Source organism: Fructilactobacillus sp. X2R5C3 (genome assembly GCF_059901325.1).
This window is the reverse complement of the sequence record NZ_JBWXUY010000001.1, coordinates 362831-384777: the sequence shown is the minus strand read 5'-3', so window position 1 is coordinate 384777 and position 21947 is coordinate 362831. Positions and strand designations below refer to the sequence as shown.

Annotated in this window: 27 protein-coding genes; 2 read left to right on the top strand and 25 right to left on the bottom strand. The window is 41.1% G+C overall.

Annotated elements, in window-relative coordinates; all coding sequences use genetic code 11:
* Nucleotides 1-5: 5 nt before the first annotated feature.
* From AC6UDE_RS01855 to AC6UDE_RS01770, 18 genes are all read right to left on the bottom strand, one after another.
* A complete protein-coding gene (locus AC6UDE_RS01855; protein WP_500693428.1) occupies nt 6-449 on the bottom strand; it encodes an acetyl-CoA carboxylase biotin carboxyl carrier protein in 444 nt (147 codons plus the stop codon).
* Entirely contained in the window at nt 449-1687 is a 1239-nt protein-coding gene (gene fabF, locus AC6UDE_RS01850) for a beta-ketoacyl-ACP synthase II (protein ID WP_500696461.1), read from the bottom strand. Before fabF (AC6UDE_RS01850) ends, AC6UDE_RS01855 begins: the two co-directional genes overlap by 1 nt.
* A 36-nt stretch (nt 1688-1723) precedes the next feature.
* Nucleotides 1724-1975: an acyl carrier protein gene (locus AC6UDE_RS01845; protein ID WP_500693426.1), complete on the bottom strand. Its 252-nt coding sequence runs from the start codon at nt 1973-1975 to the stop codon at nt 1724-1726.
* A 29-nt stretch (nt 1976-2004) separates the two neighbouring features.
* On the bottom strand, nt 2005-2955 hold the full coding sequence (locus tag AC6UDE_RS01840) for a beta-ketoacyl-ACP synthase III (protein ID WP_500696460.1): 951 nt from the start codon (nt 2953-2955) through the stop codon (nt 2005-2007).
* A gap of 21 nt (nt 2956-2976) precedes the next feature.
* Nucleotides 2977-3423 (bottom strand): 3-hydroxyacyl-ACP dehydratase FabZ, encoded by a 447-nt coding sequence (gene fabZ / locus AC6UDE_RS01835; protein ID WP_500693424.1) that lies wholly within the window; start codon nt 3421-3423, stop codon nt 2977-2979.
* Nucleotides 3424-3701: 278 nt separating this feature from the next.
* A complete protein-coding gene (gene fabI / locus AC6UDE_RS01830; protein WP_500693423.1) occupies nt 3702-4466 on the bottom strand; it encodes an enoyl-ACP reductase FabI in 765 nt (254 codons plus the stop codon).
* Nucleotides 4467-4531: 65 nt separating this feature from the next.
* The gene (gene accA / locus AC6UDE_RS01825) at nt 4532-5302 is read right to left on the bottom strand and encodes a carboxyltransferase subunit alpha (RefSeq protein WP_500696459.1); all 771 of its coding nucleotides are present in this window, start codon (nt 5300-5302) and stop codon (nt 4532-4534) included.
* The gene (locus AC6UDE_RS01820) at nt 5295-6137 is read right to left on the bottom strand and encodes an acetyl-CoA carboxylase carboxyltransferase subunit beta (RefSeq protein WP_500696458.1); all 843 of its coding nucleotides are present in this window, start codon (nt 6135-6137) and stop codon (nt 5295-5297) included. The genes accA and AC6UDE_RS01820 overlap by 8 nt, the downstream gene beginning before the upstream one ends.
* A complete protein-coding gene (gene accC / locus AC6UDE_RS01815; RefSeq protein WP_500696457.1) occupies nt 6124-7497 on the bottom strand; it encodes an acetyl-CoA carboxylase biotin carboxylase subunit in 1374 nt (457 codons plus the stop codon). The genes AC6UDE_RS01820 and accC overlap by 14 nt, the downstream gene beginning before the upstream one ends.
* An 18-nt stretch (nt 7498-7515) precedes the next feature.
* Nucleotides 7516-7932 (bottom strand): 3-hydroxyacyl-ACP dehydratase FabZ family protein, encoded by a 417-nt coding sequence (locus tag AC6UDE_RS01810; protein WP_500696456.1) that lies wholly within the window; start codon nt 7930-7932, stop codon nt 7516-7518.
* A 2-nt stretch (nt 7933-7934) separates the two neighbouring features.
* Nucleotides 7935-8378, bottom strand: coding sequence for an acetyl-CoA carboxylase biotin carboxyl carrier protein (locus AC6UDE_RS01805; protein WP_500696455.1), 444 nt, complete (start codon nt 8376-8378; stop codon nt 7935-7937).
* On the bottom strand, nt 8378-9613 hold the full coding sequence (gene fabF, locus AC6UDE_RS01800) for a beta-ketoacyl-ACP synthase II (RefSeq protein WP_500696454.1): 1236 nt from the start codon (nt 9611-9613) through the stop codon (nt 8378-8380). The genes AC6UDE_RS01805 and fabF (AC6UDE_RS01800) overlap by 1 nt, the downstream gene beginning before the upstream one ends.
* A gap of 26 nt (nt 9614-9639) precedes the next feature.
* On the bottom strand, nt 9640-10383 hold the full coding sequence (fabG, locus tag AC6UDE_RS01795; protein WP_500696453.1) for a 3-oxoacyl-ACP reductase FabG: 744 nt from the start codon (nt 10381-10383) through the stop codon (nt 9640-9642).
* A 3-nt stretch (nt 10384-10386) separates the two neighbouring features.
* A complete protein-coding gene (locus AC6UDE_RS01790) occupies nt 10387-11298 on the bottom strand; it encodes an ACP S-malonyltransferase (RefSeq protein WP_500696452.1) in 912 nt (303 codons plus the stop codon).
* A 34-nt stretch (nt 11299-11332) separates the two neighbouring features.
* Nucleotides 11333-11596: an acyl carrier protein gene (locus AC6UDE_RS01785; RefSeq protein WP_500693414.1), complete on the bottom strand. Its 264-nt coding sequence runs from the start codon at nt 11594-11596 to the stop codon at nt 11333-11335.
* Nucleotides 11597-11631: 35 nt separating this feature from the next.
* A complete protein-coding gene (locus AC6UDE_RS01780; RefSeq protein ID WP_500693413.1) occupies nt 11632-12609 on the bottom strand; it encodes a beta-ketoacyl-ACP synthase III in 978 nt (325 codons plus the stop codon).
* 14 nt (nt 12610-12623) lie between these two features.
* The gene (gene fabZ, locus AC6UDE_RS01775) at nt 12624-13070 is read right to left on the bottom strand and encodes a 3-hydroxyacyl-ACP dehydratase FabZ (protein ID WP_500693412.1); all 447 of its coding nucleotides are present in this window, start codon (nt 13068-13070) and stop codon (nt 12624-12626) included.
* 55 nt (nt 13071-13125) lie between these two features.
* Nucleotides 13126-13668: a hypothetical protein gene (locus AC6UDE_RS01770; protein ID WP_500693411.1), complete on the bottom strand. Its 543-nt coding sequence runs from the start codon at nt 13666-13668 to the stop codon at nt 13126-13128.
* A 136-nt stretch (nt 13669-13804) separates the two neighbouring features.
* On the opposite strand from AC6UDE_RS01770, the gene AC6UDE_RS01765 reads away from it, so the two are divergent.
* Both AC6UDE_RS01765 and AC6UDE_RS01760 read left to right on the top strand, forming a co-directional pair.
* A complete protein-coding gene (locus AC6UDE_RS01765; RefSeq protein WP_500696451.1) occupies nt 13805-14188 on the top strand; it encodes a DUF488 domain-containing protein in 384 nt (127 codons plus the stop codon).
* A gap of 14 nt (nt 14189-14202) precedes the next feature.
* Nucleotides 14203-15138: an aldo/keto reductase gene (locus AC6UDE_RS01760; RefSeq protein WP_500696450.1), complete on the top strand. Its 936-nt coding sequence runs from the start codon at nt 14203-14205 to the stop codon at nt 15136-15138.
* Between the two features lie 50 nt (nt 15139-15188).
* Here the strand turns inward: AC6UDE_RS01760 and AC6UDE_RS01755 are convergent, their stop codons facing one another.
* The 7 genes from AC6UDE_RS01755 to pyrF all read right to left on the bottom strand — a co-directional run bounded on the left by AC6UDE_RS01755 (nt 15189) and on the right by pyrF (nt 21753).
* Entirely contained in the window at nt 15189-15878 is a 690-nt protein-coding gene (locus tag AC6UDE_RS01755) for a hypothetical protein (protein WP_500696449.1), read from the bottom strand.
* A gap of 106 nt (nt 15879-15984) precedes the next feature.
* Complete coding sequence (locus tag AC6UDE_RS01750; protein WP_500696448.1) at nt 15985-16845, bottom strand: hypothetical protein; 861 nt, start codon at nt 16843-16845, stop codon at nt 15985-15987.
* A 120-nt stretch (nt 16846-16965) separates the two neighbouring features.
* Entirely contained in the window at nt 16966-17850 is an 885-nt protein-coding gene (locus tag AC6UDE_RS01745) for an aldo/keto reductase (protein ID WP_500696447.1), read from the bottom strand.
* 46 nt (nt 17851-17896) lie between these two features.
* Entirely contained in the window at nt 17897-19090 is a 1194-nt protein-coding gene (locus tag AC6UDE_RS01740; RefSeq protein ID WP_500696446.1) for an AbrB/MazE/SpoVT family DNA-binding domain-containing protein, read from the bottom strand.
* A gap of 130 nt (nt 19091-19220) precedes the next feature.
* Nucleotides 19221-20249 carry an alcohol dehydrogenase AdhP gene (adhP, locus tag AC6UDE_RS01735; RefSeq protein ID WP_500696445.1) on the bottom strand — a complete coding sequence of 343 codons (1029 nt, stop codon included), beginning with the start codon at nt 20247-20249 and terminating at the stop codon, nt 19221-19223.
* A gap of 146 nt (nt 20250-20395) precedes the next feature.
* Nucleotides 20396-21022, bottom strand: coding sequence for an orotate phosphoribosyltransferase (gene pyrE, locus AC6UDE_RS01730; protein WP_500696444.1), 627 nt, complete (start codon nt 21020-21022; stop codon nt 20396-20398).
* A 2-nt stretch (nt 21023-21024) separates the two neighbouring features.
* Nucleotides 21025-21753: an orotidine-5'-phosphate decarboxylase gene (gene pyrF / locus AC6UDE_RS01725; RefSeq protein WP_500696443.1), complete on the bottom strand. Its 729-nt coding sequence runs from the start codon at nt 21751-21753 to the stop codon at nt 21025-21027.
* Nucleotides 21754-21947: the final 194 nt, after the last annotated feature.

The following is a 21947-nucleotide window of genomic DNA, read 5'->3' as shown; positions in this document are numbered from 1 at the left end:
GCTTTCTAGTCTTCCTTAATTTCAAAAATTGGTTCATTGTATTCCACCATCGAACCACTTTCAGGCATTCGTTTAACGATGGTCCCACTCACTGGACTTTTAACCTCATTAACCAACTTCATGGCTTCAATTACACAAACGGTCTCACCTTTTTTAACGTGATCACCATCTTGCTTAAAGTCGGCCTTTTCTGGGCTTGGAGCGTAATAAAGAATTCCAACCATTGGAGCTTTCAATTGATAATTATCGGAGTCGTCAGTTGCATCAATTGACGCAGATTCAAGTTGAGCCGGCTTTCTGGATTCATTAACTGACTCACTTGCATGCAAGCTGTCGTGATCAGGAATTTTGGATAAGTAAACGGCCCCTTCATTCTGATTAATCTTAATTTCTTGTAAACTCGATTGCTCAAATTTATCAATTAATTTTTCAATATCTTGTTCATTCACTAATCTTCATTCCACTTCTTCATTGCAATTACCGCATTGTGACCACCAAAGCCAAAGGCATTACTAATTGCAGTATTAACGGGTGCCTTTTTGTTATCTTCATTAACCAAATCAACGTGAATCTCAGGATCCTTATGCTTCATCCCCACGTTAACTGGCATCTGATCATTTTGAAGGGCAGCAACTAAAGCAACCGCTTCAAGTCCACCAGCAGCTCCCAATGAGTGTCCTACCATTCCTTTAATGGAACTAACCTTGACGTGATCGTTATCTTTAAACAACTTTTCAATCGCACCAGCTTCAGCCACGTCATTAGCGTGCGTACTGGTACCGTGCGCATTAACATAATCAAGTTCACTAGTTTTAATGTGACCTTCGTCAATGGCTTCCTTCATTGCTCTAATGGCACCTTTCCCAGAGGGGTTCGGAGCAGTCATGTGGTACGCATCACTAGTAGCACCGTATCCAACCACTTCGGCCAAAATATTAGCACCACGCGCTTTAGCATGGTCATAATCCTCAAGTATAAGAGTACCAGCCCCTTCTCCCATGACAAAGCCATTGCGGTCTTTATCAAATGGCATTGAGGCATCTTCTACTTTTTCAGCGGTTGAAAGAGCGGTCAATTTAGCAAATCCAGCAATTCCAATCTCGGTGATGGCAGCTTCAGTTCCACCAGCAATCATCATCTTGGCTTTCCCTTGTTTAATTAGTTCAAAGGCGTTTCCAATGGCATTATTAGCTGAAGCACAAGCCGTCACAATGGTCTGAGACGTGTTTTCCGCATCAAAGTACATGGAAACATTTCCAGCTGCCATGTTAGCAATGGCTTTCGGAACAAAAAGTGGTGAAACTCGCTTTGGTCCCTTTTCGTGCATCTTGATGATGTCACTCTCAATGGTAGTAAGACCACCAATTCCATTTCCGTACATGACACCAAGGTCCTCAGGTTCGTAATCACCCTGTTTCAGGCCAGCTTGATCCATGGCCTCTTTAGCACTGTACAAAGCGTACTGTGAAAAAAGATCAATTCGTTTGTAGGCACGTTTATCTAAACGCTTGCTTGGATCAAAGTCTTTAACTTCAGCAGCTACCGTTACACCCGTGTTACTAGCATCAAATTTGGTAATTGGTGCAATGCCCACTTTAGAGTTAAACAAATTGTTGGAAAAGGTTTCGGCATCATTTCCGATGGGGGTGACAGCTCCCATCCCTGTTACAACTACTCGATTACTCAAATGATTTCCTCCTGTTCAAATAAATAATTTTACTGATTATTTATCGTTCTCCGCAATCTTCTTTTGAATGTAGTCAACTAATTGTTGGACGGTGTTGATGTCTTCATCACTTTCAATTTCGATGTCATATTCATTTTCAAGTCCGTCAACCACTTCAAAAAAGTCAAGACTATCAATATCAACGTCTTCCTTAAGATTAGTGTCCATCTTGATGTCTGATGCTGGTACATCAGTTTGTTTTGCGATTAAGTCCTTGATTTTGTTAAAAATTTCGTTTTGATCTGCCATAATTTATCACTCCATAATATTTTTTGTATTTAGTATCTAATTACTACGGTTCCAATGGTTAATCCCCCACCAAAACCGGTTAAAACAAGGTTGTCACCACGGTTAATCTGATGCTCCTCTACTATTTCACTTAATAGCAGTGGTTCGCTTGCCGCAGCGGTATTGCCATACTTATTGATATTAACGGGAAACTTTTCCATCGATAAACCTAATTTGTTAGCAATACTTTTAATAATTCGTTCATTTGCTTGATGAACGATAAAGTACTTCACATCACTTAAGCCAATGTTTGCCTTTGAAAGCGCCAGTTTGATGGACTTGGGAACTCTTTGAGTAGCAAAACGATATACTTCATGACCATCCATCTTGAAATACGGCTGGTGTGTATCATCAGCGAAGTGCCCAGCCGTTAGCGAATTACCAAGTTCTCCAACTGTTTCTAAGTCACTAGCAAGTACTTTTGACTCACTTCCATCGTTGGTAGCTAGAATTCCCGCAGCACCATCCCCAAACAGGACCGCCGTCGAACGGTCTGACCAATCAATGTACTTGCTTAGCTTCTCACCGCCAATTAAAATTCCCTTTGCATGTGGCTTATTTGCAAGCAACGCATTCAAGACGTAAATTCCGTAAGCAAATCCGGAACAAGCGGCGTTTAGATCAAAGGCAATTGCATTGTCGGCATAAAGATTTCCTTGAACCGCTGCTGCAGTTGAGGGAGTTTGAAAGTCTGATGACATGGTGGCTACGATGATGAAATCAACGTCACTTGCAGAAATATTGGCCTTATTAATGAGCTTAGTTGCAACATCAGTACACATGGAAGTATTAGTCTCTGACTTAGAAATGTGACGGGCGTGAATACCGGTCCGTCGTTTGATCCACTCATCAGAGGTATCCATGATTTTAGTTAAATCATGATTAGTAACAACATTATTGGGCGTTGACCTTGCCGTTTCTAAGATTGAAAAACTACCCATTTGCGACTCCTATTACCTATTTTATTGTTCTCTTTCCTTGTTACTTACGATAAAGGTCAACTGAGCGTCACAAGCCTTTTTATCGCCAACGTATGCCACACACGAAACTGATCCGGCACTTCCTCTAACCTTATCAATCTTAACCTCAAAGCGTAGAACATCACCGGGCTCCACCATCTTTCTGAACTTCGCGTTGCGAATGCTACCCATATAAACCGTTTTGTTCTTAAACTGGGGCGACTTCAAAATCAAAATTGAAGCCACCTGAGCCATTGATTCAATAATCAAAACACCGGGCATAACCGGATTACCAGGAAAATGTCCTTGGAAATAATTTTCGTTAATTGTAACATTCTTGGTAGCCGTAATTGACTTACCTGGGTCCATCGCATCGACCCGATCAATAAATAAAATCGGATAACGATTAGGAATCAGATCCATAATTTCTTTTGCGTTCATTAAACTCAAATTATTCACCTCTATTAATCTAATTTGATTCAAGCATGGTATTTCGAGTAATTACCATGTGTTCATATTCAACAAGTTTTCGTTATTTAGCAATCAAAAACCATTCTAGTTAGAATGATTCTGACATAAAAGCCTATCATATCAGCATTTTAAAGCAAGTATGTATCTGGTTACACTTGTTTTAATGTGTAATCATGTTTCAAATCACGCTCTTAAGCAAAAAAAATATCCCATAGCCATTTTTAGGCCATGGGATATTTAGATTTATTTAATTGGTTTTAGGCAAGTAAGTGGACGCCTTTGTCAACGTAGATAATGTCACCAGTAACTCCGGTTGATAAATCGCTAACTAAGAAAGCAGCAACGTTACCAATCTGATCAGTTGTTACATTCTCACCATCAACGGTGAATGATTGTGACATTTTAAGAAGATCACGATGACCCTTAATCCCAGTAACAGCCAAAGTTTTAACGGCTCCAGCAGAAATTGCGTTTACTCGAATCTGGTCTTTACCAAGTTCAGAAGCAAGGTAACGCATAGCTGATTCAAGGGATGCCTTAGCAATTCCCATCATGTTGTAATCAGGAATGGCACGAGTTGAACCCATATAAGTTAACGTTAAAATGCTACCAGGTTTGTTCATAATCTTGCTGGCATAACGAGTAACTGAGATAAATGAGTACGCACTAATGTCTTCGGCTAAGTTGTAACCATCTTTTTTGGTGTTAATCACACCATTTTGAAGGGTTTCTTTGTCAGCAAAAGCAATGGCATGAATAACCCCATCGATGTTTCCAAAACGGTCATGAATTTCGGAAAAAGCCTTTTGGACGTTAGCATCTTCGGCCACGTCACATTCAACCAGTGGGAACTCTTCATCACCAATGGTCTTCTCAATACTCTTCTTTAAACGATCATTTTGGTATGTCAAAATAACTTGAGCTCCAAGTGACTTAATTGCTTGTGCACATCCCCAAGCAATACTTTTTCTATTCGCCACACCCATCACAACAACTTTTTTTCCTTTTAATAAATCAGCCATCTTCAAAATCCTCCTAGAACCAAATATCTAATTTACATCATTATATCAAAAAATTAATTCATTCATTAAAAATTTCGGTAACGGGAAAGTCGCTTAGCAACCAAATCATCCTTAGATAATGCATTTAATTCCCTAATTTTTTTAACCAGATCACCTCTGAAACGTTCGAAACCATCAACCGTATCAGCTTCGGGAATAATCCGATCGATGATTCCCTCGGACAACAAATCATCCGGCGTTAATTTCATCACTGAAGCAGCTTCTTTCATCCGACTGGGGTCTTTCCACAAAATCGTGGCGTAACCTTCGGGTGAGAGCACCGAATAAATACTATCCTCAAAGGCCCAGACACAATCACCGACAGCCAGTGCTAAAGCACCACCACTGCCACCTTCGCCAACGATCACACTAATATAAGGAACGGTTAGTTGCATTCCTTGTAAGATTAATTGAGCAATCGTATAACCAATTCCATGATACTCAGCATCAACGCCAGGATAGGCTCCCGGTGTATTGATCAAGGTGACAATCGGTCGGTTAAACTTTTCGGCTTGTTTCATCAGACGGAGCGCCTTCCGATACCCGTCTGGTTCAGCTGAACCAAAGTGCCGTTCAATGTTAGAGTTCAGGTCTGATCCCTTTCTAATCCCCACAAACGTAGTGGCAATGTTGTCCATGGTGCCAATCCCACCATAAACAGCCGGATCATCACCATAGGCCCGGTCACCATGAAGTTCCATAAAATCATCGGTAATGCCGTTGATTAAATCATCAACCCCAATTTTTTTGGCAGCTCTAGCGGCCAGCACCTTATCCCATGCCGTTTTTTTAGCCATTAAGATCACCTACCTGATGCCATTTTAGTAACTTCCCTAACGTTTCTTTCAATTCAGAACGTTTAATGACATCGTCCAAGAAGCCATTTTTAAGCAACGTTTCAGCCCGCTGAAAGTCCTTTGGCGGACGCTGTTGGATCGTTTTTTCAATCACCCGACGACCAGCAAAACCAATCAAAGCATGGGGTTCTGACAACAAAATATCACCCTGCATGGCAAAGCTGGCGGTCACACCACCAGTGGTAGGATCGCCAAGCACACTGATGTAAAGCAACCCAGCCTTACTGTGTTCAGCCACAGCCTCAGAGACCTTGGCCATCTGCATTAAGGAATGAATTCCCTCCTGCATTCGCGCACCCCCAGAAGCAGTGAAGACAATCACCGGCAGGCCCTTTTTAGTAGCCGTTTCAAATAAACGAGCCAAGATCTCTCCAGTAGCTGTCCCTAGACTGGCCATAATAAAACGCCAGTCCATCGCTGCAACCGCAACTTTGACACCGTTGATCGTTCCGATTCCCGATAGGACACTTTCGTTTATCCCAGTAATCTCTCTGGCCTTCTTTAGTTTTGCCACGTACTTATCGTCTTTAAATTTTTTGGAAGCCTTTAAATCAGTATTAATGGGTGCAAAGTCGTCGCACATCATTTGGATGCGTTCTTTGGCTCCAATCCGAAAAGCATAGCCACAATTTGGGCATTCTTTGTACTTACCAAGTTTCTTTTTGTAAAAAGTAGTCCCACAATAAGGACATTTCACCCAAATATCATCAGGAATCTGATCCATTCTTTTGGTCAGCTCATCAGAATTCAAATTCTCAAAATCACTTTTTGCCATGTTTCTTCATCCATTCTTTTAAGAACGTACTTTCAATGTAATTATTGTTAAAATCCCCAGCCAAGAAATGCTTGTCATTTAGTAAAGCAATCAAGAAATCTCGGTTGGTTTTGACCCCTTCAATGTGAAACTCATTAAGAACCCGACGCATCTTATGGACAGCCTGTTTCTTAGTGGACAAGTGAACAATGATTTTGGCAATCATTGAATCGTAGTAGGGCGAAATGACGTCGTTTTGTCCAATGCCAGAGTCCACTCGAACTCCCTTTGTACCATAAGTCTGGTGCAAACTCGTAATCTTACCCGGCGATGGGGCAAAATTATTGCTGGGATCTTCTGCATCAATTCGACACTCCAAAGCGTAGCCTTTTACGTCACAATCAGCCTGCGTGAAGGGTAATTTTTCACCTTCTGCAACTAAGATCTGAGCTTTAATGATTTCCACATCGGCAACTTCTTCGGTAATGGTGTACTCAACCTGCAATCTGGTGTTCATTTCCATAAAGTAGAAGTTGTGATCCTGATCCATTAAGAACTCGTATGTACCTGTATTTGTATACTGGATTCCCTTGGTGGCGTTAACGACGATCTGACCAAGTTCTTGGCGCTTTGCGGAAGTGATTTCAGAACATGGACTTTCTTCAATGATCTTCTGGTGATTACGTTGAAGTGAACAATCACGTTCGGGGAAATAAACAACGTTACCATGCTCATCGGCAATGACTTGCATCTCAATGTGCTTGGCGTCGTTTAGATCTTTTTCCATGTATAATCGGTCATCGCCAAAGGAAAGTTTAGCCTCCCGTTTCGTATCCTGAAAAGCCTTAGCTAGTTCATCGTCATCAGCAACTTTTCGGATGCCCTTACCACCACCGCCGGCAGCAGCCTTCAGCATTACTGGATAACCAATTTGATGAGCGACTTCTTTGGCTTGTTCCACGGAGTCAATAAAACCATCACTGCCAGGAATCGTTGGCACACCACTTTTTTTCATGGCTTCCTTGGCGTTTCCCTTGTTACCCATCAAATTTATGACCTTAGCACTTGGACCGATAAACTTAATGCCACACTGATTGCAAAGTTCCGCAAAATCAGCGTTTTCAGACAAAAAGCCATATCCCGGGTGCAAAGCATCGCAACCAGTAAGTACCGCTGCATCAACAATTGCTGCCATATTGAGATATGACTCGTCTGGAAATGGTCCACCGATACAGACTGACTCATCGGCCAATTTTACGAATAAACTATCAGCGTCAGCAGTTGAATACACTGCCACTGCCTTAATATTCATATCATGAAGCGCACGGATAATCTGGACTGCAATCTCGCCCCGATTAGCCACCAGTACCTTTTTAAACATTAAATCACCTTTCACTCACTATGATTCAACCGCAAACATCAACGTTGCATTAGCGATTTCTTGTCCGTCCCTAGTGACAACACCTTTTCCAATTCCAATATTATGTTTAACCTTTAATAAATCAACCTTTAAATGTAAAACATCGCCCGGTCGAAAATCATCTTTAAACTCAGCTTGTTTGATTCCACCAAAAAAGGCGTTTTTACCCTTGTATTCTGGCATTGATAAGAGAGCAACCACTCCAGTCTGAGCCATTGACTCAAGCACCAACGGACGTGGCAGTGTCGGATGATTACCTTGATTTGCAAAGTACCATTCGTTTCCTGCCAACATCTTAGTGGCCTCGGCTCCCGCTCCCGGGGTAATGGTGTCAATCTTATCGATCATCTGAATTGGTGGACGTTGAGGGATATAATCATTAACATTCAATGCCATAACTAATCCTCCTTAATCTCATAAACTGGTTCGTTATACTCAACCATGGAGCCATTATCCACTAGGCGTTTCACGATGGTTCCGCTCACCGGACTTTTAACTTCATTGACCATCTTCATGGCCTCAATGATACAAACCGTTTCACCCTTTTGAACGCGATCACCATCTTTTTTGAAGTCGGGCTTTTCAGGACTAGGAGCAAAATACAATATTCCCACCATCGGTGCCTTTAGTTGATAATTACCACTAGTAGGTGCATTCAACTGAAGCTTTTCCTGATTTTCATCCGATTTATCATCACTCGTTTTTTCAACGTGGGTGACTGGTTTAGAATGACTGTCAATCTTTGAGAAATAAAGTTGTTGACCGTTTTCGTCAATTTTTAATTCTTGTAAGTTGGACTTATCAAATTTAGTTATTAATTTTTCAATGTCTTTTTCATTCATTATTGATTCCACTTCTTTATCGCAATGACCGCGTTATGACCACCAAATCCAAATGAATTACTAATGGCGGTATTGACCGGTCTTTTAGCATTCTCTTTATCCACTAGCTTGATATGACTTTCTGGATCCTGGGTACTGACACCAACGTTCACTGGCATTTGACTGTGCTTCATGGCTCCAAGAATTGCCACGGCCTCAATGGCCCCGGCAGCTCCAAGGGCATGACCAGTCATCCCTTTGGTTGAACTAACCAAGACGTGGTCATTATCTTTAAACAACTTGCTAATGGCCTTTGACTCAGAAACATCATTAGATTGAGTTGCTGTGCCATGGGCATTAATGTAATCAAGATCGGAAGTCTTGATGTGAGCTTCATCCAATGCTTGTTGCATGGCCCCAATCGCCCCTTCCCCATCTGGATCCGGAGCAGTAAGGTTGTAAGCGTCACTCGTTTGGCCGTAGCCAACGATTTCACCCAAAATATGTGCATCACGCGCTTTGGCGTGATCGTAATCTTCAAGCACTAAGGTTCCAGCACCAGCGCCCATTACAAAACCGTCCCGATCTTTATCAAATGGCATGGAAGCGTGAGCTGGATCTTCACTTGAAGAAAGAGCTGTTAGGGCCGCGAAGGCTGAAATTCCAACCGGAGTAATTGCTGCCTCTGATCCACCAGCGATCATCATTTTAGCCTTGCCAGCTTTAAGGTATTCATAAGCATCGCCAATCGCGTTGGTTCCAGTTGCACAAGCTGTAACCACGGCTTTACTGGTGTTTTTAGCGCCAAAGTAGATCGAAATATTGCCAGCAGCCATATTAATAATGGTTTCTGGGATAAATAACGGGGAAAGACGTCTGGGACCCTTTTTGTACATTTTTAGAACCTGCGTCTCGATGGTACTAATACCACCAATCCCAGATCCGTAGATGACGCCAAGATCCTTTCCATCATATTCTCCTCGTTTCAACCCAGCTTGGTCCATTGCTTCTACGGCACTGTAAAGTGCGTATTGCGCAAATGGATCTACTCGATGATAGTCTCGTTTAGCTAAGCGTTTGCTTGGATCAAAGTCCTTTACGCCGGCTGCCACGTGAGCTTTAATCTCAGAGGTGTCAAAACTAGTGATTTTTTCGATTCCAACCTTTGAAGCCAACAAATTATCAATAAAAGTCTCAGCATCGTTCCCGATTGGGGTTACTGCACCCATGCCCGTAACAACAACTCTATTACCCAATTGAATCCTCCCTTAAATAAACGGAACTACATTGTGAGTCCGCCATCAACAGTGATTACCTGTCCGGTAATGTATTGATTATTAATCAAAAACTCGATTGTTTCGGCTACTTCTTCAGCACTTCCAAAACGATGAAGGGGAATGGTATCTTCCCACCTCGAAATAATTTTGTCACTCAATTTGGCCGTCATGTCGGTCTTGATCATACCAGGAGCAACGGCGTTACAACGAACCCCTCTAAGTGATCCCTCTTGTGCCGTCGTCTTTGTTAAACCAACAATCCCTGATTTGCTTGCCGAATAATTAGCCTGTCCCATATTTCCGTGAAGTCCCGAAATACTGGAAGTGTTGATGATAACACCAGCTCGTTTCTTTTGCATTGTCTTTAAGGCATACTTAGTCATATTAAACGTTCCAACGAGGTTGGTGTCTAACACAGCTTTAAAATCCTCTTCGCTCATCCGCGTTAAGAGTTTGTCCCTGGTAATCCCAGCATTATTAACCAATACATCGAGATGATCATGTTCATCTAAGATCTGGTTCACCATTGACTCAGCGTCTTCTTCTTTTGAAACGTCGCCAATCAAGATCTCAATCTCAGTGTCAAACTGTGACTTTAAATCTTTTACTTCGTCATCACTTAATTCTCGATGAGAATTCACAATCACAAAATTATGTGGATCTTTTGCTAATCGTTTGGCAGTTGCCAGACCAATTCCCTTAGTAGCACCGGTAATTAAAACCGTGCTTTTGTCATTTTTCGTTGTCATGAATTAGTCCTCCAAACCAAGTTTTGCTTGTAAATCATTTAATTTCTTTAAACTGTCAACGCTATAAGAATCGACATCTTTAAGTGTCTTTTTGGCAAATTTAGTCAGTGTGTTCCCTGGCCCGATTTCAATCAGCGTATCTACTCCGTAGTTTTTGACCATGAATTCTAGATCCGCTTTAAAGTGGGTTGGATTGACCAACTGTCGGGTTAACGTATCGGAGAGGTTATCCTTGTTAAACAGGTCAACGTCAGTATTACTAATAACTGGAACCTCCGGGGTTTTAAAGGCAACATTCTCCATTCGTTTTGAAAGCAAATCACTAGCTAGTTGCATCAGCGGAGTATGTGAAGAAACGGCAACTTTTAAGGGAACGACTCGCTTTGCTCCCCGGTTCTTAAGTTCTGCACTAGCTGTTTTGACCCCAGACTCAGTCCCACCAATCACAGTTTGTTCGCTGGTATTGAAATTAGCTGGGTATGCTCCATCAACTTCGTTAGTTACGTCAACCACCACTTGGGGCTCAACCTTTAACACAGCAGCCATTGAACCGGGATTTTGCTTTCCGGCTTCATCCATGTAGTGGCTTCGGTCACGCACTAATTTTAATCCTGATTGAAAAGATAGTGCTTTAGCAGATACTAAAGCACTATACTCGCCTAAACTAAGACCCATCATTGCCTGCGCTTTAGGAAGCTTGCCAGCTAAAATCTGGTAAATCCCATAACTCAAAGTCAAAATGGCAATCTGAGTATTTTCAGGATCGTCAAAAACCTTCGGATCGGATAGATCAAGATTTAAAGTATGCGACGCGGTATCGACCACGTTTTTATAGGTATCGTTATTTTGATACAAGTCAGATCCCATGTTAGCAAACTGTTGTCCCTGGCCACTGAATAAATAACCGATTTTCAAAATTTAAAACACTCCTAAAATAAAAAACACTTTATTATTTATCGTTCTTTTCGTCAATTTGCTTTGCAACATAATCAACTAGGTCAGAAACCGTCTCCATGCCCTCATCACTATCAATTTCGATGTCATAGGCATCTTCTAGGGCATCCACAATTTCAAAGATATCTAATGAATCTAAATCCAAGTTATCTTTGAAGTTGGCGTCCATTTTAATGTCATCGGGGTTGATATCGGTTTGGTCGGTAACAACCGCCTTAATCTTGTCAAAAATCTGATTCTTATCTGCTTTTTCAGCCATAAATAATCACTCCATTTAATAAAATTTGTTTGTCCTCAATAATTAATTATAACAGTTCCAGTAGTTAATCCGCCACCAAAACCGACAAGGGCAACTTTGTTTCCTCTTTGAATTTTACCGCTTGTAAGCAAATCTGCCAATAGCAGTGGTTCACTAGCTGCCGCTGTATTCCCATATTCATCAATATCAATTGGGAACCGACTTTTCGGCAAATCAAGCCTTCTAACAACGCTAGTAATAATTCTGGCATTAGCTTGATGCATGACAAAAACATCAATATCATCTAAAGCTAAATGAGCATCTGTTAGTGCTATTTTAATTGAACTGGGAACCCTCTTTAACGCAAAGTTAAACACTTTATGACCATCCATCTTAAAGAACCGATTTTCCTGATTGGTACTTTTCCCAAATGGTGTAACGCAGGGAAAGTGTCCAGCTGTTAAAGCTGACCCCAAATCACCATAAGTTTGAAGGGACTCTCCTAAGATCTTCGAATCAGAACTAGGATCATTTTTAACCAAGATTCCAGCGGCTCCATCACCAAAAAGCACGGCAGTTGATCGATCTGACCAGTCCAAAAACTTACTTAATACTTCCGCACCAATCAAAATCCCACAACTACCGTTCTTTTTTGCTAACAACGAATTAAGAATTGACGTTCCAAACGCAAAACCCGTACATGCGGCATCAATATCAAACGCCACCGCATTGGTAGCGTTAATCGCACCCTGAACGCTAGCAGCCGTCGATGGAGTCTGATAATCAGATGACATGGTGGCCACAATTACATAATCCAAGTCTTTAGGATCAGTCCCAGAACTTTTCAAAAGCTTTTTAGCCACTTCCACACTCATTGACGTTGTAGATTCATTAACCGCAATGTGCCGACTTGAAATGCCCGTTCGTCTCTTGATCCATTCATCAGAGGTGTCCATAATCTTAGCCAGGTCGTCATTAGTGACGACCTCTTCAGGAACACTTTTGGCGCTTGAAATAATTTTAAAAGCACTCACTACTTATCACCTACTTAATCGACCCGGTCAGCTAACGAGAATTCAAGCGTGGCCGAACAAGCTTTATCGCCATTAACTTCACTATCAGCCACCATCGTGTAGGTTCCATCGTTAACTTCTTTTAAATCAACGTGAACTTTCAAAGTGTCGCCGGGTCGAACCATGTGTCTAAACTTCACATTTTTAGTTTTGTTAAGTTTAGTAACCTTACTTTTAGGATCAACATCAAGCGATTTCAAAATGAGGATTGACGCCACCTGCGATAAGGTCTCAACAATTAAAACTCCTGGCATTAGTGGAAATCCGGGAAAATGACCCTGAAAATAATTTTCATTAGCGGTGACGTTCTTTACGGCATCAATTGACTCGCCCGGAGTTAGCTGATCCACTCGGTCCACAAATAAAGTTGGGTTACGGTTTGGAAGAATTTCCATTATTTTATCAATGCTTAACTGTTCCATATTTTCATCTCACAAAATTTAGTTTTACGTTACAAATGTGACGTTTGGTAACATCTTAACGTTTATTCAAACTGAGTGCCTCGCTACTTACTAACAGGATTTTATCCTTTGAATTATACCCAATCGCCCATCGATTTCCGTATCGATCTCCGGGAATTCCTGGGAATTTATCGGCCTCATCATTATCCATATCCTGTAGATAATCATAGGATTCTGGGATGGGAGCCGAGTAACGATCGATTCCAACACCATCAACATAATACATCCGCCAGTGATTAGTGTCATTTATGAAATGATGCTCTTGATCATAGGAACCGGGCATAACCTCAACGCTGTACTCAAGGTAATCTGGGTTGACCAGAACAGTATGCCCATTATCCATGATTGCGGAATAATAGGTGCCATAGTCCACCAAATCTGGATAACGATGACGTTCAATCTTTTGCCGTGGCGCCAGCTCAATATCTGTCCCATCAATCACTCTCTGTTTATTAGGATGTCGTTTTTCATCGATTTCAGTTTGAAATTTTTTCAAGAATTCATTGGCCGAACCGTGCAATTTGGAAATACCATCCGAAATCCGATTTTTTCTAACCATGATACTGTCCCTCCTTAATTTTTTTACACTTGATTTTACCACATTGAAGACTAAATTCTAACGTTTGGGCACCAAGGTATCGTATACTTGCTTATAGTATAAGAGATCAAATAATCAATGAAGGTAGGTAAGAAAAATGGAATTGAAGCTTGAACGAATCTATACCAAGCCCGTCGATAAGGATGGATACCGAATCCTAGTTGATCGTCTCTGGCCTCGTGGAATCTCGAAGGTTAACGCCGATCTAGATATTTGGTTCAAATCAATCGCTCCAAGTACCGAACTAAGAAAATGGTTCGGACACGACCCCGCCAAGTTTGAGGAATTCAAACAAAAGTATTTGGATGAACTAAAAAATAATCCACAAATGCCCGGATTTATATCATTAATTTCCACCCATTTAAAATCTGGTAATGTAATTTTATTGTACGGAGCAAAGGATACAAAGCATAATCAAGCGATCATTATCTATCACTATTTGCTTGCCCAACCTGAGATTAAAGCAGAACTCAATCAGTAATGGAGGAATTTAACATGAAAACAGTAGAAATTGGTAAATCAGACGTAACGACCGTCCCACTAGGTTTAGGCACTAATGCCGTTGGTGGTCACAACTTATTTCCAAACTTAAGTGACCAAACCGGAATCGAAATCGTTAAAACAGCTTTAGACTCTGGCATTACCCTGCTAGATACTGCCTTTGCGTATGGCATGGGCGAATCAGAAAAACTAATCGGTGAAGCCATCAAGGGATACGATCGTTCTAAGATTCAGATCGCTACTAAGGGTTGTCAAAAGGTTCAAAGCGATGGAAGCGTTGTTATTGATGACTCTCCGGAATACTTAAAACAATGCGTCGAAGATAGTTTGAAACGACTTCAAACCGACTACGTTGATATCTTCTACATCCATTTTCCAGATGATCACACCCCATTAAACGAATCAGTGGCTGCTTTAAACGAAATGAAAAAAGCCGGTAAGATTCGTGCCATCGGAGTTTCAAACATGTCAATGAAACAATTAAAGCAGGCCAACCTTGACGGACTGGTTGATATTGATGAAGAAGAATACAACTTGATTGATCGCTCAGCCGAAAGAGAAAGATTCCCATATCTAAAGGAACACGATATTTCATTTGTTCCATTCTTCCCACTTGCATCTGGACTCTTGACCGGCAAGTACAGCAAAGAAACTAAGTTCCCAAAGGATGATATCAGACATGACAATCCCGACTTTAAAGGCAAAGAGTTCAAAAAGATTGTTGAAAAAGTTGACCAACTAAAGCCAATTGCCGACAAGCATGACGCTACCGTTGCTCAAATCGTCATTGCTTGGTACATCAAGAATCCTGACATCACGGTTGTTATTCCGGGTGCCAAAAAGCCAGAGCAAGTCAAAAGCAATGCTAAAGCGTTAGACATTGAACTTAGCCACGCCGAGTATGATCAAATTAACACCCTATTTAAATAGAAATTAAGAAATGAAAAGCGTTCATCAAATGATGAACGCTTTTTTGACACTTATTTATTTTTAATTTCACGGTAGAAAATGATTTGAGCCGCTGAATTCCAGAAACTAATGAAAATCATTGGAACATATACAATTACAGAAACCACCGCGGCTAAAATAGAATTACCCTTCACAACGGTTGTAACGGCTGTCATCAAAATGGTTAATACGAAATACATACAGAAAAATAACAGCTGCAGATAAAAAAAGTTCCACTTGTAACCCTTCGTTGTTTGCCAAGCATCGGTAAATGCTTGAGTAATCCCAACTTCTTTTCCGGTCTCAATTTCATCTTGATACGAATACATCCAAAGACCCCATCCAACCGACAAGATGACGCCGGGAACAATCAATAGGAGGGTTGCAAAGGCCTCTGCAAGTGTCATTAATAGTCCTACCAGAATGATGACAGGCCAATTATACTTACGATTAAAAGCCACAAAAGCATTCTTAAACTTAAAACTATCATTTTGAATACTCTTGGCGTATCCCATGGCCAGAGAGGCAGAAAATAAGATCCCCACCAGACCAACGATTAATTCAAAGATTGAGAAAAGGGCTCTTTGCATGCCTTGAAGCTTGAACAACATCATTGGATCCGAAAAAGCTCCCACGACCCCAGCTGGGATGCCCATTAAAAACATCATCCACCAGTTCTTCTTAACGATTCCCCACGACTTTGTCATTGCATTTGCAATCATATGTATTCCTCCATTTTTCGTTACTAGAATTATTACACGCCGAGTTCTTTTTGACAACGTAAAAAAAGAGAAGCAACTTGCTTCTCTTTTTGTAACTAATGATTAACTATTTAATTTCTTCGTAGAATTTAATGTTAGCCATTGAGAACCACACCATGTAAAAGATTGAAATTGCGATGGCGAGCACCGTCAAAATGACTTCAAGCACAATTGCAAAGACGGTCCATGTCAACATTGAGGCAAAGATCCACCAGAGAAGTGCACCTACCAGGACAATTACCGCGTAGGTTACGATGGCAATGATTAGGTTCAAAACTTTCAAACCAATCAGCCCCCAACGATTGCCAGTCATGAGTTTCCATGAAGCTGAAAAGCCATCCATCAAGTGAACCTTTTTACCATCTCGTTGAGCATCAAAGTAGGTTAAGTAAATGAACGCTAACCCAGTGGCAACAAAGATCCAAGCAATTCCAACTAATGCTAGAATCACAATTCCAACAATGATCAAAGCGACCACTTGAGCGGTGGTGGTGTTAAAACCAAAGACTCGAGGAACAAATGAAGCACTAATAACGCCAGCGGAGGCAACAAATAATGCACCAAAAATGAAACTAATCAAATCCATAAAAGCGGCATACAGTGCTGCCACTAACCATGTATTTCCTTGTTTAAATGCCACAAAGGCATCTTCAAATTTAAACGTATTGGTCTCGTCACCAGTCAGGTACCCCATCGCTGCTGACTCAAATAATACAATCCCAATAATTCCAACGATGATCGAGATTAACCAGATACTAAAACTGGCACCCAAACTATAACTTAAACTCAAAGCCTCAGAATTTTGCAGGCTGCTAACCAATCCACCCAGAACAGCGGATATTAAGATCGCAGGAACAACCATTGCTAACAAAATCCAAAAATGCTTTTTGGTTACGTTAAGGGCACTTTTAATTGCTTTAATAATCATAATAATTCTCCCTTTGTTAATTTATTTACAATTTCATTATAACGAAATCTTAATAAAAAGGCTATCAGTCACAATCACAACCAATAAAAAAAAGAAGCACACGCTTCTCTTTTGACTAAATTAGTCATCCCATTGGTCAACAGTGTCAACTGGAGCATCAGGATTCCCATTCCAACGGAAGTCACCGTACCAAATTGAACGCTTATCAACGTTAAGGCTATTAATTAGGCGAATGTCATCATCGTCAAGTTCAAAGTCAAAGATGTCAGCATTGGCTTTAATGTATTTTTCGTGAGCTGACTTTGGAATTGAGATAATGCCTCGTTGCATGTCCCAACGAATGATGATTTGTGCGGTTGATTTACCGTACTTTTCAGCAACCTTCTTAACAAGTGGATTGTTTAAAGCGGCTCCACCACCAAGTGGTGACCATGCTTCAAGTTTAATGTCATTTAAGTCACAGTATTCTTTAATGTCAGCTTCTTGTTCTAAGGGATGAAATTCCATTTGGTTGACAGCTGGCTTTACGGAAGCATGCTTCATCAAATCTCTTAGACGACGAATATTGAAGTTTGAAACTCCAATGGCACGTGCTTTACCTTCATGGTAAATCTTTTCAAGAGCGCGCCAAGTTTCCTTGTACTTGCCATTAACTGGCCAGTGAATTAGTAACAAGTCAACGTATGGGGTTTGAAGACGCTTTAGTTGGCCTTCAAAAGCTTCAAGAGTTGAATCGTATCCTTGATCACCATTAAATACTTTAGTCGTTAGAAAAACATCTTCACGTTTTAATCCGTTGTCAGTCAGACCCTTTTTCAGACCTTCACCAACACCGGCTTCATTTCCATATTGTTTAGCGGTATCGATTGCTCGATAACCATCATTTAGTGCCCATTCAACGGATTGAGCGGCGGTTTTATTATCACTCTTCCAAACACCCATTCCTAATTGGGGCATTTCAACGCCATTATTTAAACGTACTTTTGATTCTAAATCTCTACTCATACTTAACACCTCCATGAACTAATTGTAGGATATCACGTTATTTATTTCATGAATTTTGTTTGTTATTTTTAGCGAGCGTCACGGTAAAATCAAGCGTTCCCTTGTTCACGACGTCTAAGATGTACTGAAATAACATCATAATCCAAGAAAAGGCCAACGTGAACGAAGTAATCTCAAAGGCTGTTAGTGAGAAGTAGTGCACAACTTGAAAGAGGATACTGGCCAGCACTAGTAGTAGTCCAATCAAATACGACGTTTTCAGGAAGTTTTTAGAAATTCCAGGCCAAAGCCAACGAATTCCAGCAATCAGAATAATAATAATCCAAACTAACGACCAGCCAAACTGAGTGTGCCAAAAATGCATCCACGGAATCTGAATGTCATTGGGAATAATCCCGATAGCGGCCACGTTAAACGCCATTAACGTCAAAAGGGTTCGTAAAATCCAAGTTTGAATGGTTGGTCTTTGAACTGATTTTAACGAAACAAACAAGAAATCAATCACGGCCCACATCAATAAAGCGGAAAAGATAATGGTCAAGTTAAACTGCCAACTGTCGGTTGCTCGACTCGTCCCCAAAAAGCTCAGATTATGGCGCCACCAGTAGCGATGACTGTTTGACGACATGGAGATCAGAACACCAGAAACAATGATTAGGTTCAAAAGATCGACTAATAAAGTTGGCGTTAGAGCCACTGCCACACTAATCATGACGTAGTTCACGATTCCCTCTAAAATGGCAATGATGATGGTCGCCGTATACACATCGAAAGTGGCGCCTTTAAAAGCAATTCCCAGAATCCAAAATACCCCAAGCAGTCCAACCAATAAACTGGCAGTAAAGGATAGAACAATCGTTGGAAAGTTTCGCCAGTAAATATTGCGATAAATGGTATTTTGTGGATTCTTGCGACTTTTAATGAGAAAAATCGTAAACAGTAAAGCACCAAAAAACAGTCCCAATATAATGGTGCCACTGGCAATCGAATATTTACCACTGATGGGGACGATCTGAAAGTGCCGATACTTAAAAAAGATCAGTGCGATTAACGCGGACATCATCGCCGGAATCAGCGACCACCAGATCGAAACGTTCCACGAATTCGGCGTGCCATCGTTAACTTTCTCTACCGTCATGCCCTGTCTTCGCAGTGTCAAGTTCAATTTGGCTCCCGGCTTAATATGGAGACGTTCAACGACCTGATTTGGGATTGCAATTTTATACTTTGGTTCCGTCATTATGATTCCTCGTTCGTTATGAATTTGAAAATAGTTTTATTCTTCTATTATAACGGACCCAGGACTAATTATTAAAAAAAGAAGCAGAATTCTATGAATTCTACTTCTTAAGTTAGTTGATAATTTTAATTTATTTGTCATCACCAGTGAAATCGAAAACAACACGGCCAACAATCTTACCAGCCTTCATGTCATCAATTACGTTGTTGATATTTTCTAACTTGTCAGTTCTAACGATTGGTTTAACCTTACCTTCAGCACCGAACTGGAAGGTTTCTCTAAGATCTTGTCTAGTTCCAACTAGTGAACCAGCAACTTTAATACCGTCAAGAACGGTCTTGTCGATGTTAAGTGCCATATCACCCTTTGGTAGAGCAACCGCAACTAAGGTTCCGTCAGGACGTAAAGCGTTAACTGATTGAGTGAAAGCATCCTTGTTAACGGCAGTAACGATTGAATCGTAAACCCCACCAACTTTATCTTGAACTTGTTCGGCAACGTTACCGTCATGTCTGTTAATCAAAACATCGGCACCATTTTCTTTAGCAGCTTCTAACTTCTTAGGATCTCCATCCACAACTACAACTGGAGCACCAAAGACGTTTTTGGCAAGTTGAACACCCAGGTTACCTAATCCACCGGCACCAACGATTTCAACCCACTTGCCGGGTCTCGTGTCACCAATCTTTAAAGCTTTGTAAGTGGTAACACCGGCACAGGTTAGTGAAGTTGCTTCAACGGGGTCCAAGCCTTCAGGAACCTTAACGGCGTACTTAGCATCAACGATACATTCTTCTGCCATGGCACCGTTAACGGTGAAACCAGAGTTTTTAACGTTACGACATAAGGTCTCATTACCAGTAACACAGTACTCACAAGTACCGTCAGCTGAGTAGAACCAAGCGATTGAAACTCGGTCACCAACTTTTAAGTCGGTAACGTCGTCAGCAACTTGAGTTACACGTCCGACTCCTTCATGACCAATGATCCGGCCCGGAACTTCACCGAAGTCACCCGATGCAACGTGGAGGTCGGTATGACAGAGTCCACAATACTCAACTTTAACTAAAGCTTCACCCTCGTGAATTGGACGAAGTTTGACATCTTTAACATCAACGTATCCATCTGAATTATCTCTAACAACTGCTGCTTTTACCATATTAATTCTCCTATTCCCATGATTTATAGTCGTCTATCTATCAACAATTCCTATCATATAGTTAAAATTTTCACGTGTCAACAGGGAATTGTAAGCGATAACAGATTGTAATATATCCTTAAAAAACGAAGAATTAAAAAAGTGATTTATTTCCATGCCCAGGGGTCTTGATGCCATTTATTAAGTCGCTCGTACTGATCATTTTCGATTTGACCGTTGTTAAGCATTTGCTTAATTAGTTCAGGATAAGTTAACAGCGGAACAAATCTTAAATCAGCCTTGTCAAAATTATCGTCGGCATCACTAAAACCATAGGAGAAGATGGAAACCACCCCATCAACTTGATGGCCGTCATTTTGAACTGCCTGAGCCGCTTTAATCACACTGCCGCCAGTTGAAATTAAATCATCAATGAGCACAATGTGATCATCTGGGCCTACTTTTCCTTCAATCTGTTTACTGGTTCCATGATCCTTTGGTTTGGATCTAACGTAGATCATCGGTAACTTCATTGCTTCAGCTACCCAGGCTGCATGCGGGATCCCAGCCGTTGCCACTCCGCCAATGACCGTGACGTTCGGAAAATTAGTCTGAATTAACTGATCAAGGGCCTGATAAATCTTTTTTCTTAGTTCTGGATACGAAATCGTTAAACGCAGATCGGTGTAAATTGGCGACTTAATCCCACTGGCAAACGTAAAGGGGCGTCTTGGATTCAGTTGAACGATTTGGTCGTTAACCAGGTCTTTTAAAATCTCAGTTGTACTATTCATAACTAATCTGTCCTCTTTCTTAAATTCCATTCATCATTGTATTTTTGATAAGCCCGATAGGGATGTTCATTCTGCGTAATGGGACGTCCCACCACAATGGCAGACGCACCATCACGTCTTGCTTGTTCTGGTGTTGCCACCCGTTTTTGATCTTCACTGGCGTCGTCTTTACTTCTGATTCCCGGCACAACGTAATCAAAATCAACCCCAACCTGCTTCACTAAATCGGGCAACTCCTTAGCGGAGGTAATAACTCCCTCACAACCAGAACTTTTAGCTAACTTAGCTAGAGAAACCACCTGCTCATTCATGCTCAAAGAACAATTTTGTTCGTTAGCGAGTCCTTTTTGCGAAATAGAAGTTAGTTCGGTCACCCCTAATAACTCGGGAACCTGATTATGAGACTTATTACTGCCATCCACTAAGCCGCGCTTAGCAGCCCTCATCATTTCACTTCCGCCAAGTGTGTGCACGGTCACGTAGTCAACCCCAAGTTGAGCAAGCTGAAACATGCCCGCGTATACAGTATTAGGAATGTCCATTAACTTCAGGTCTAAAAAGATTGAACACCCTTTATTTTTGATTTCTTTGACCGTCTCAGGACCGTATCGATAGAAAAGTTCCATGCCAATCTTGACCGTCAACTGACTTGGGTACGCAAATTGATCCAAAAACGTATTTACGTCCATCTGCGTCGGAAAATCCAGCGCAATCATCATTGTCTTCTTCATTTTCTTACCTCGCAAAAAAGGACCAATCACAGACGGGTGTCAGAGAATGGTCCTTTACAATTAAATTTATATTAGTTAATAAACATAATCCTGGTTTCTCTGAACCAACTTAATTAATTATTACTCTAAATATAGGGAATATCGGTGGGGCCGTCAAGGTAAAAGTTCATCTTGTCAAAACAATTTTACTATGT

Bases quoted from the DNA above. Each gene is read 5' to 3' on its own strand.
- AC6UDE_RS01845 (WP_500693426.1), bottom strand. From the start codon at position 1,975: ATGGCAGATCAAAACGAAATTTTTAACAAAATCAAGGACTTAATCGCA.
- AC6UDE_RS01840 (WP_500696460.1), bottom strand. From the start codon at position 2,955: ATGGGTAGTTTTTCAATCTTAGAAACGGCAAGGTCAACGCCCAATAAT.
- fabI (WP_500693423.1), bottom strand. From the start codon at position 4,466: ATGGCTGATTTATTAAAAGGAAAAAAAGTTGTTGTGATGGGTGTGGCG.
- accA (WP_500696459.1), bottom strand. From the start codon at position 5,302: ATGGCTAAAAAAACGGCATGGGATAAGGTGCTGGCCGCTAGAGCTGCC.
- AC6UDE_RS01820 (WP_500696458.1), bottom strand. From the start codon at position 6,137: ATGGCAAAAAGTGATTTTGAGAATTTGAATTCTGATGAGCTGACCAAA.
- accC (WP_500696457.1), bottom strand. From the start codon at position 7,497: ATGTTTAAAAAGGTACTGGTGGCTAATCGGGGCGAGATTGCAGTCCAG.
- AC6UDE_RS01810 (WP_500696456.1), bottom strand. From the start codon at position 7,932: ATGGCATTGAATGTTAATGATTATATCCCTCAACGTCCACCAATTCAG.
- AC6UDE_RS01805 (WP_500696455.1), bottom strand. From the start codon at position 8,378: ATGAATGAAAAAGACATTGAAAAATTAATAACTAAATTTGATAAGTCC.
- fabG (WP_500696453.1), bottom strand. From the start codon at position 10,383: ATGACAACGAAAAATGACAAAAGCACGGTTTTAATTACCGGTGCTACT.
- AC6UDE_RS01785 (WP_500693414.1), bottom strand. From the start codon at position 11,596: ATGGCTGAAAAAGCAGATAAGAATCAGATTTTTGACAAGATTAAGGCG.
- fabZ (WP_500693412.1), bottom strand. From the start codon at position 13,070: ATGGAACAGTTAAGCATTGATAAAATAATGGAAATTCTTCCAAACCGT.
- AC6UDE_RS01770 (WP_500693411.1), bottom strand. From the start codon at position 13,668: ATGGTTAGAAAAAATCGGATTTCGGATGGTATTTCCAAATTGCACGGT.
- AC6UDE_RS01765 (WP_500696451.1), top strand. From the start codon at position 13,805: ATGGAATTGAAGCTTGAACGAATCTATACCAAGCCCGTCGATAAGGAT.
- AC6UDE_RS01760 (WP_500696450.1), top strand. From the start codon at position 14,203: ATGAAAACAGTAGAAATTGGTAAATCAGACGTAACGACCGTCCCACTA.
- AC6UDE_RS01755 (WP_500696449.1), bottom strand. From the start codon at position 15,878: ATGATTGCAAATGCAATGACAAAGTCGTGGGGAATCGTTAAGAAGAAC.
- AC6UDE_RS01750 (WP_500696448.1), bottom strand. From the start codon at position 16,845: ATGATTATTAAAGCAATTAAAAGTGCCCTTAACGTAACCAAAAAGCAT.
- AC6UDE_RS01745 (WP_500696447.1), bottom strand. From the start codon at position 17,850: ATGAGTAGAGATTTAGAATCAAAAGTACGTTTAAATAATGGCGTTGAA.
- AC6UDE_RS01740 (WP_500696446.1), bottom strand. From the start codon at position 19,090: ATGACGGAACCAAAGTATAAAATTGCAATCCCAAATCAGGTCGTTGAA.
- adhP (WP_500696445.1), bottom strand. From the start codon at position 20,249: ATGGTAAAAGCAGCAGTTGTTAGAGATAATTCAGATGGATACGTTGAT.
- pyrE (WP_500696444.1), bottom strand. From the start codon at position 21,022: ATGAATAGTACAACTGAGATTTTAAAAGACCTGGTTAACGACCAAATC.
- pyrF (WP_500696443.1), bottom strand. From the start codon at position 21,753: ATGAAGAAGACAATGATGATTGCGCTGGATTTTCCGACGCAGATGGAC.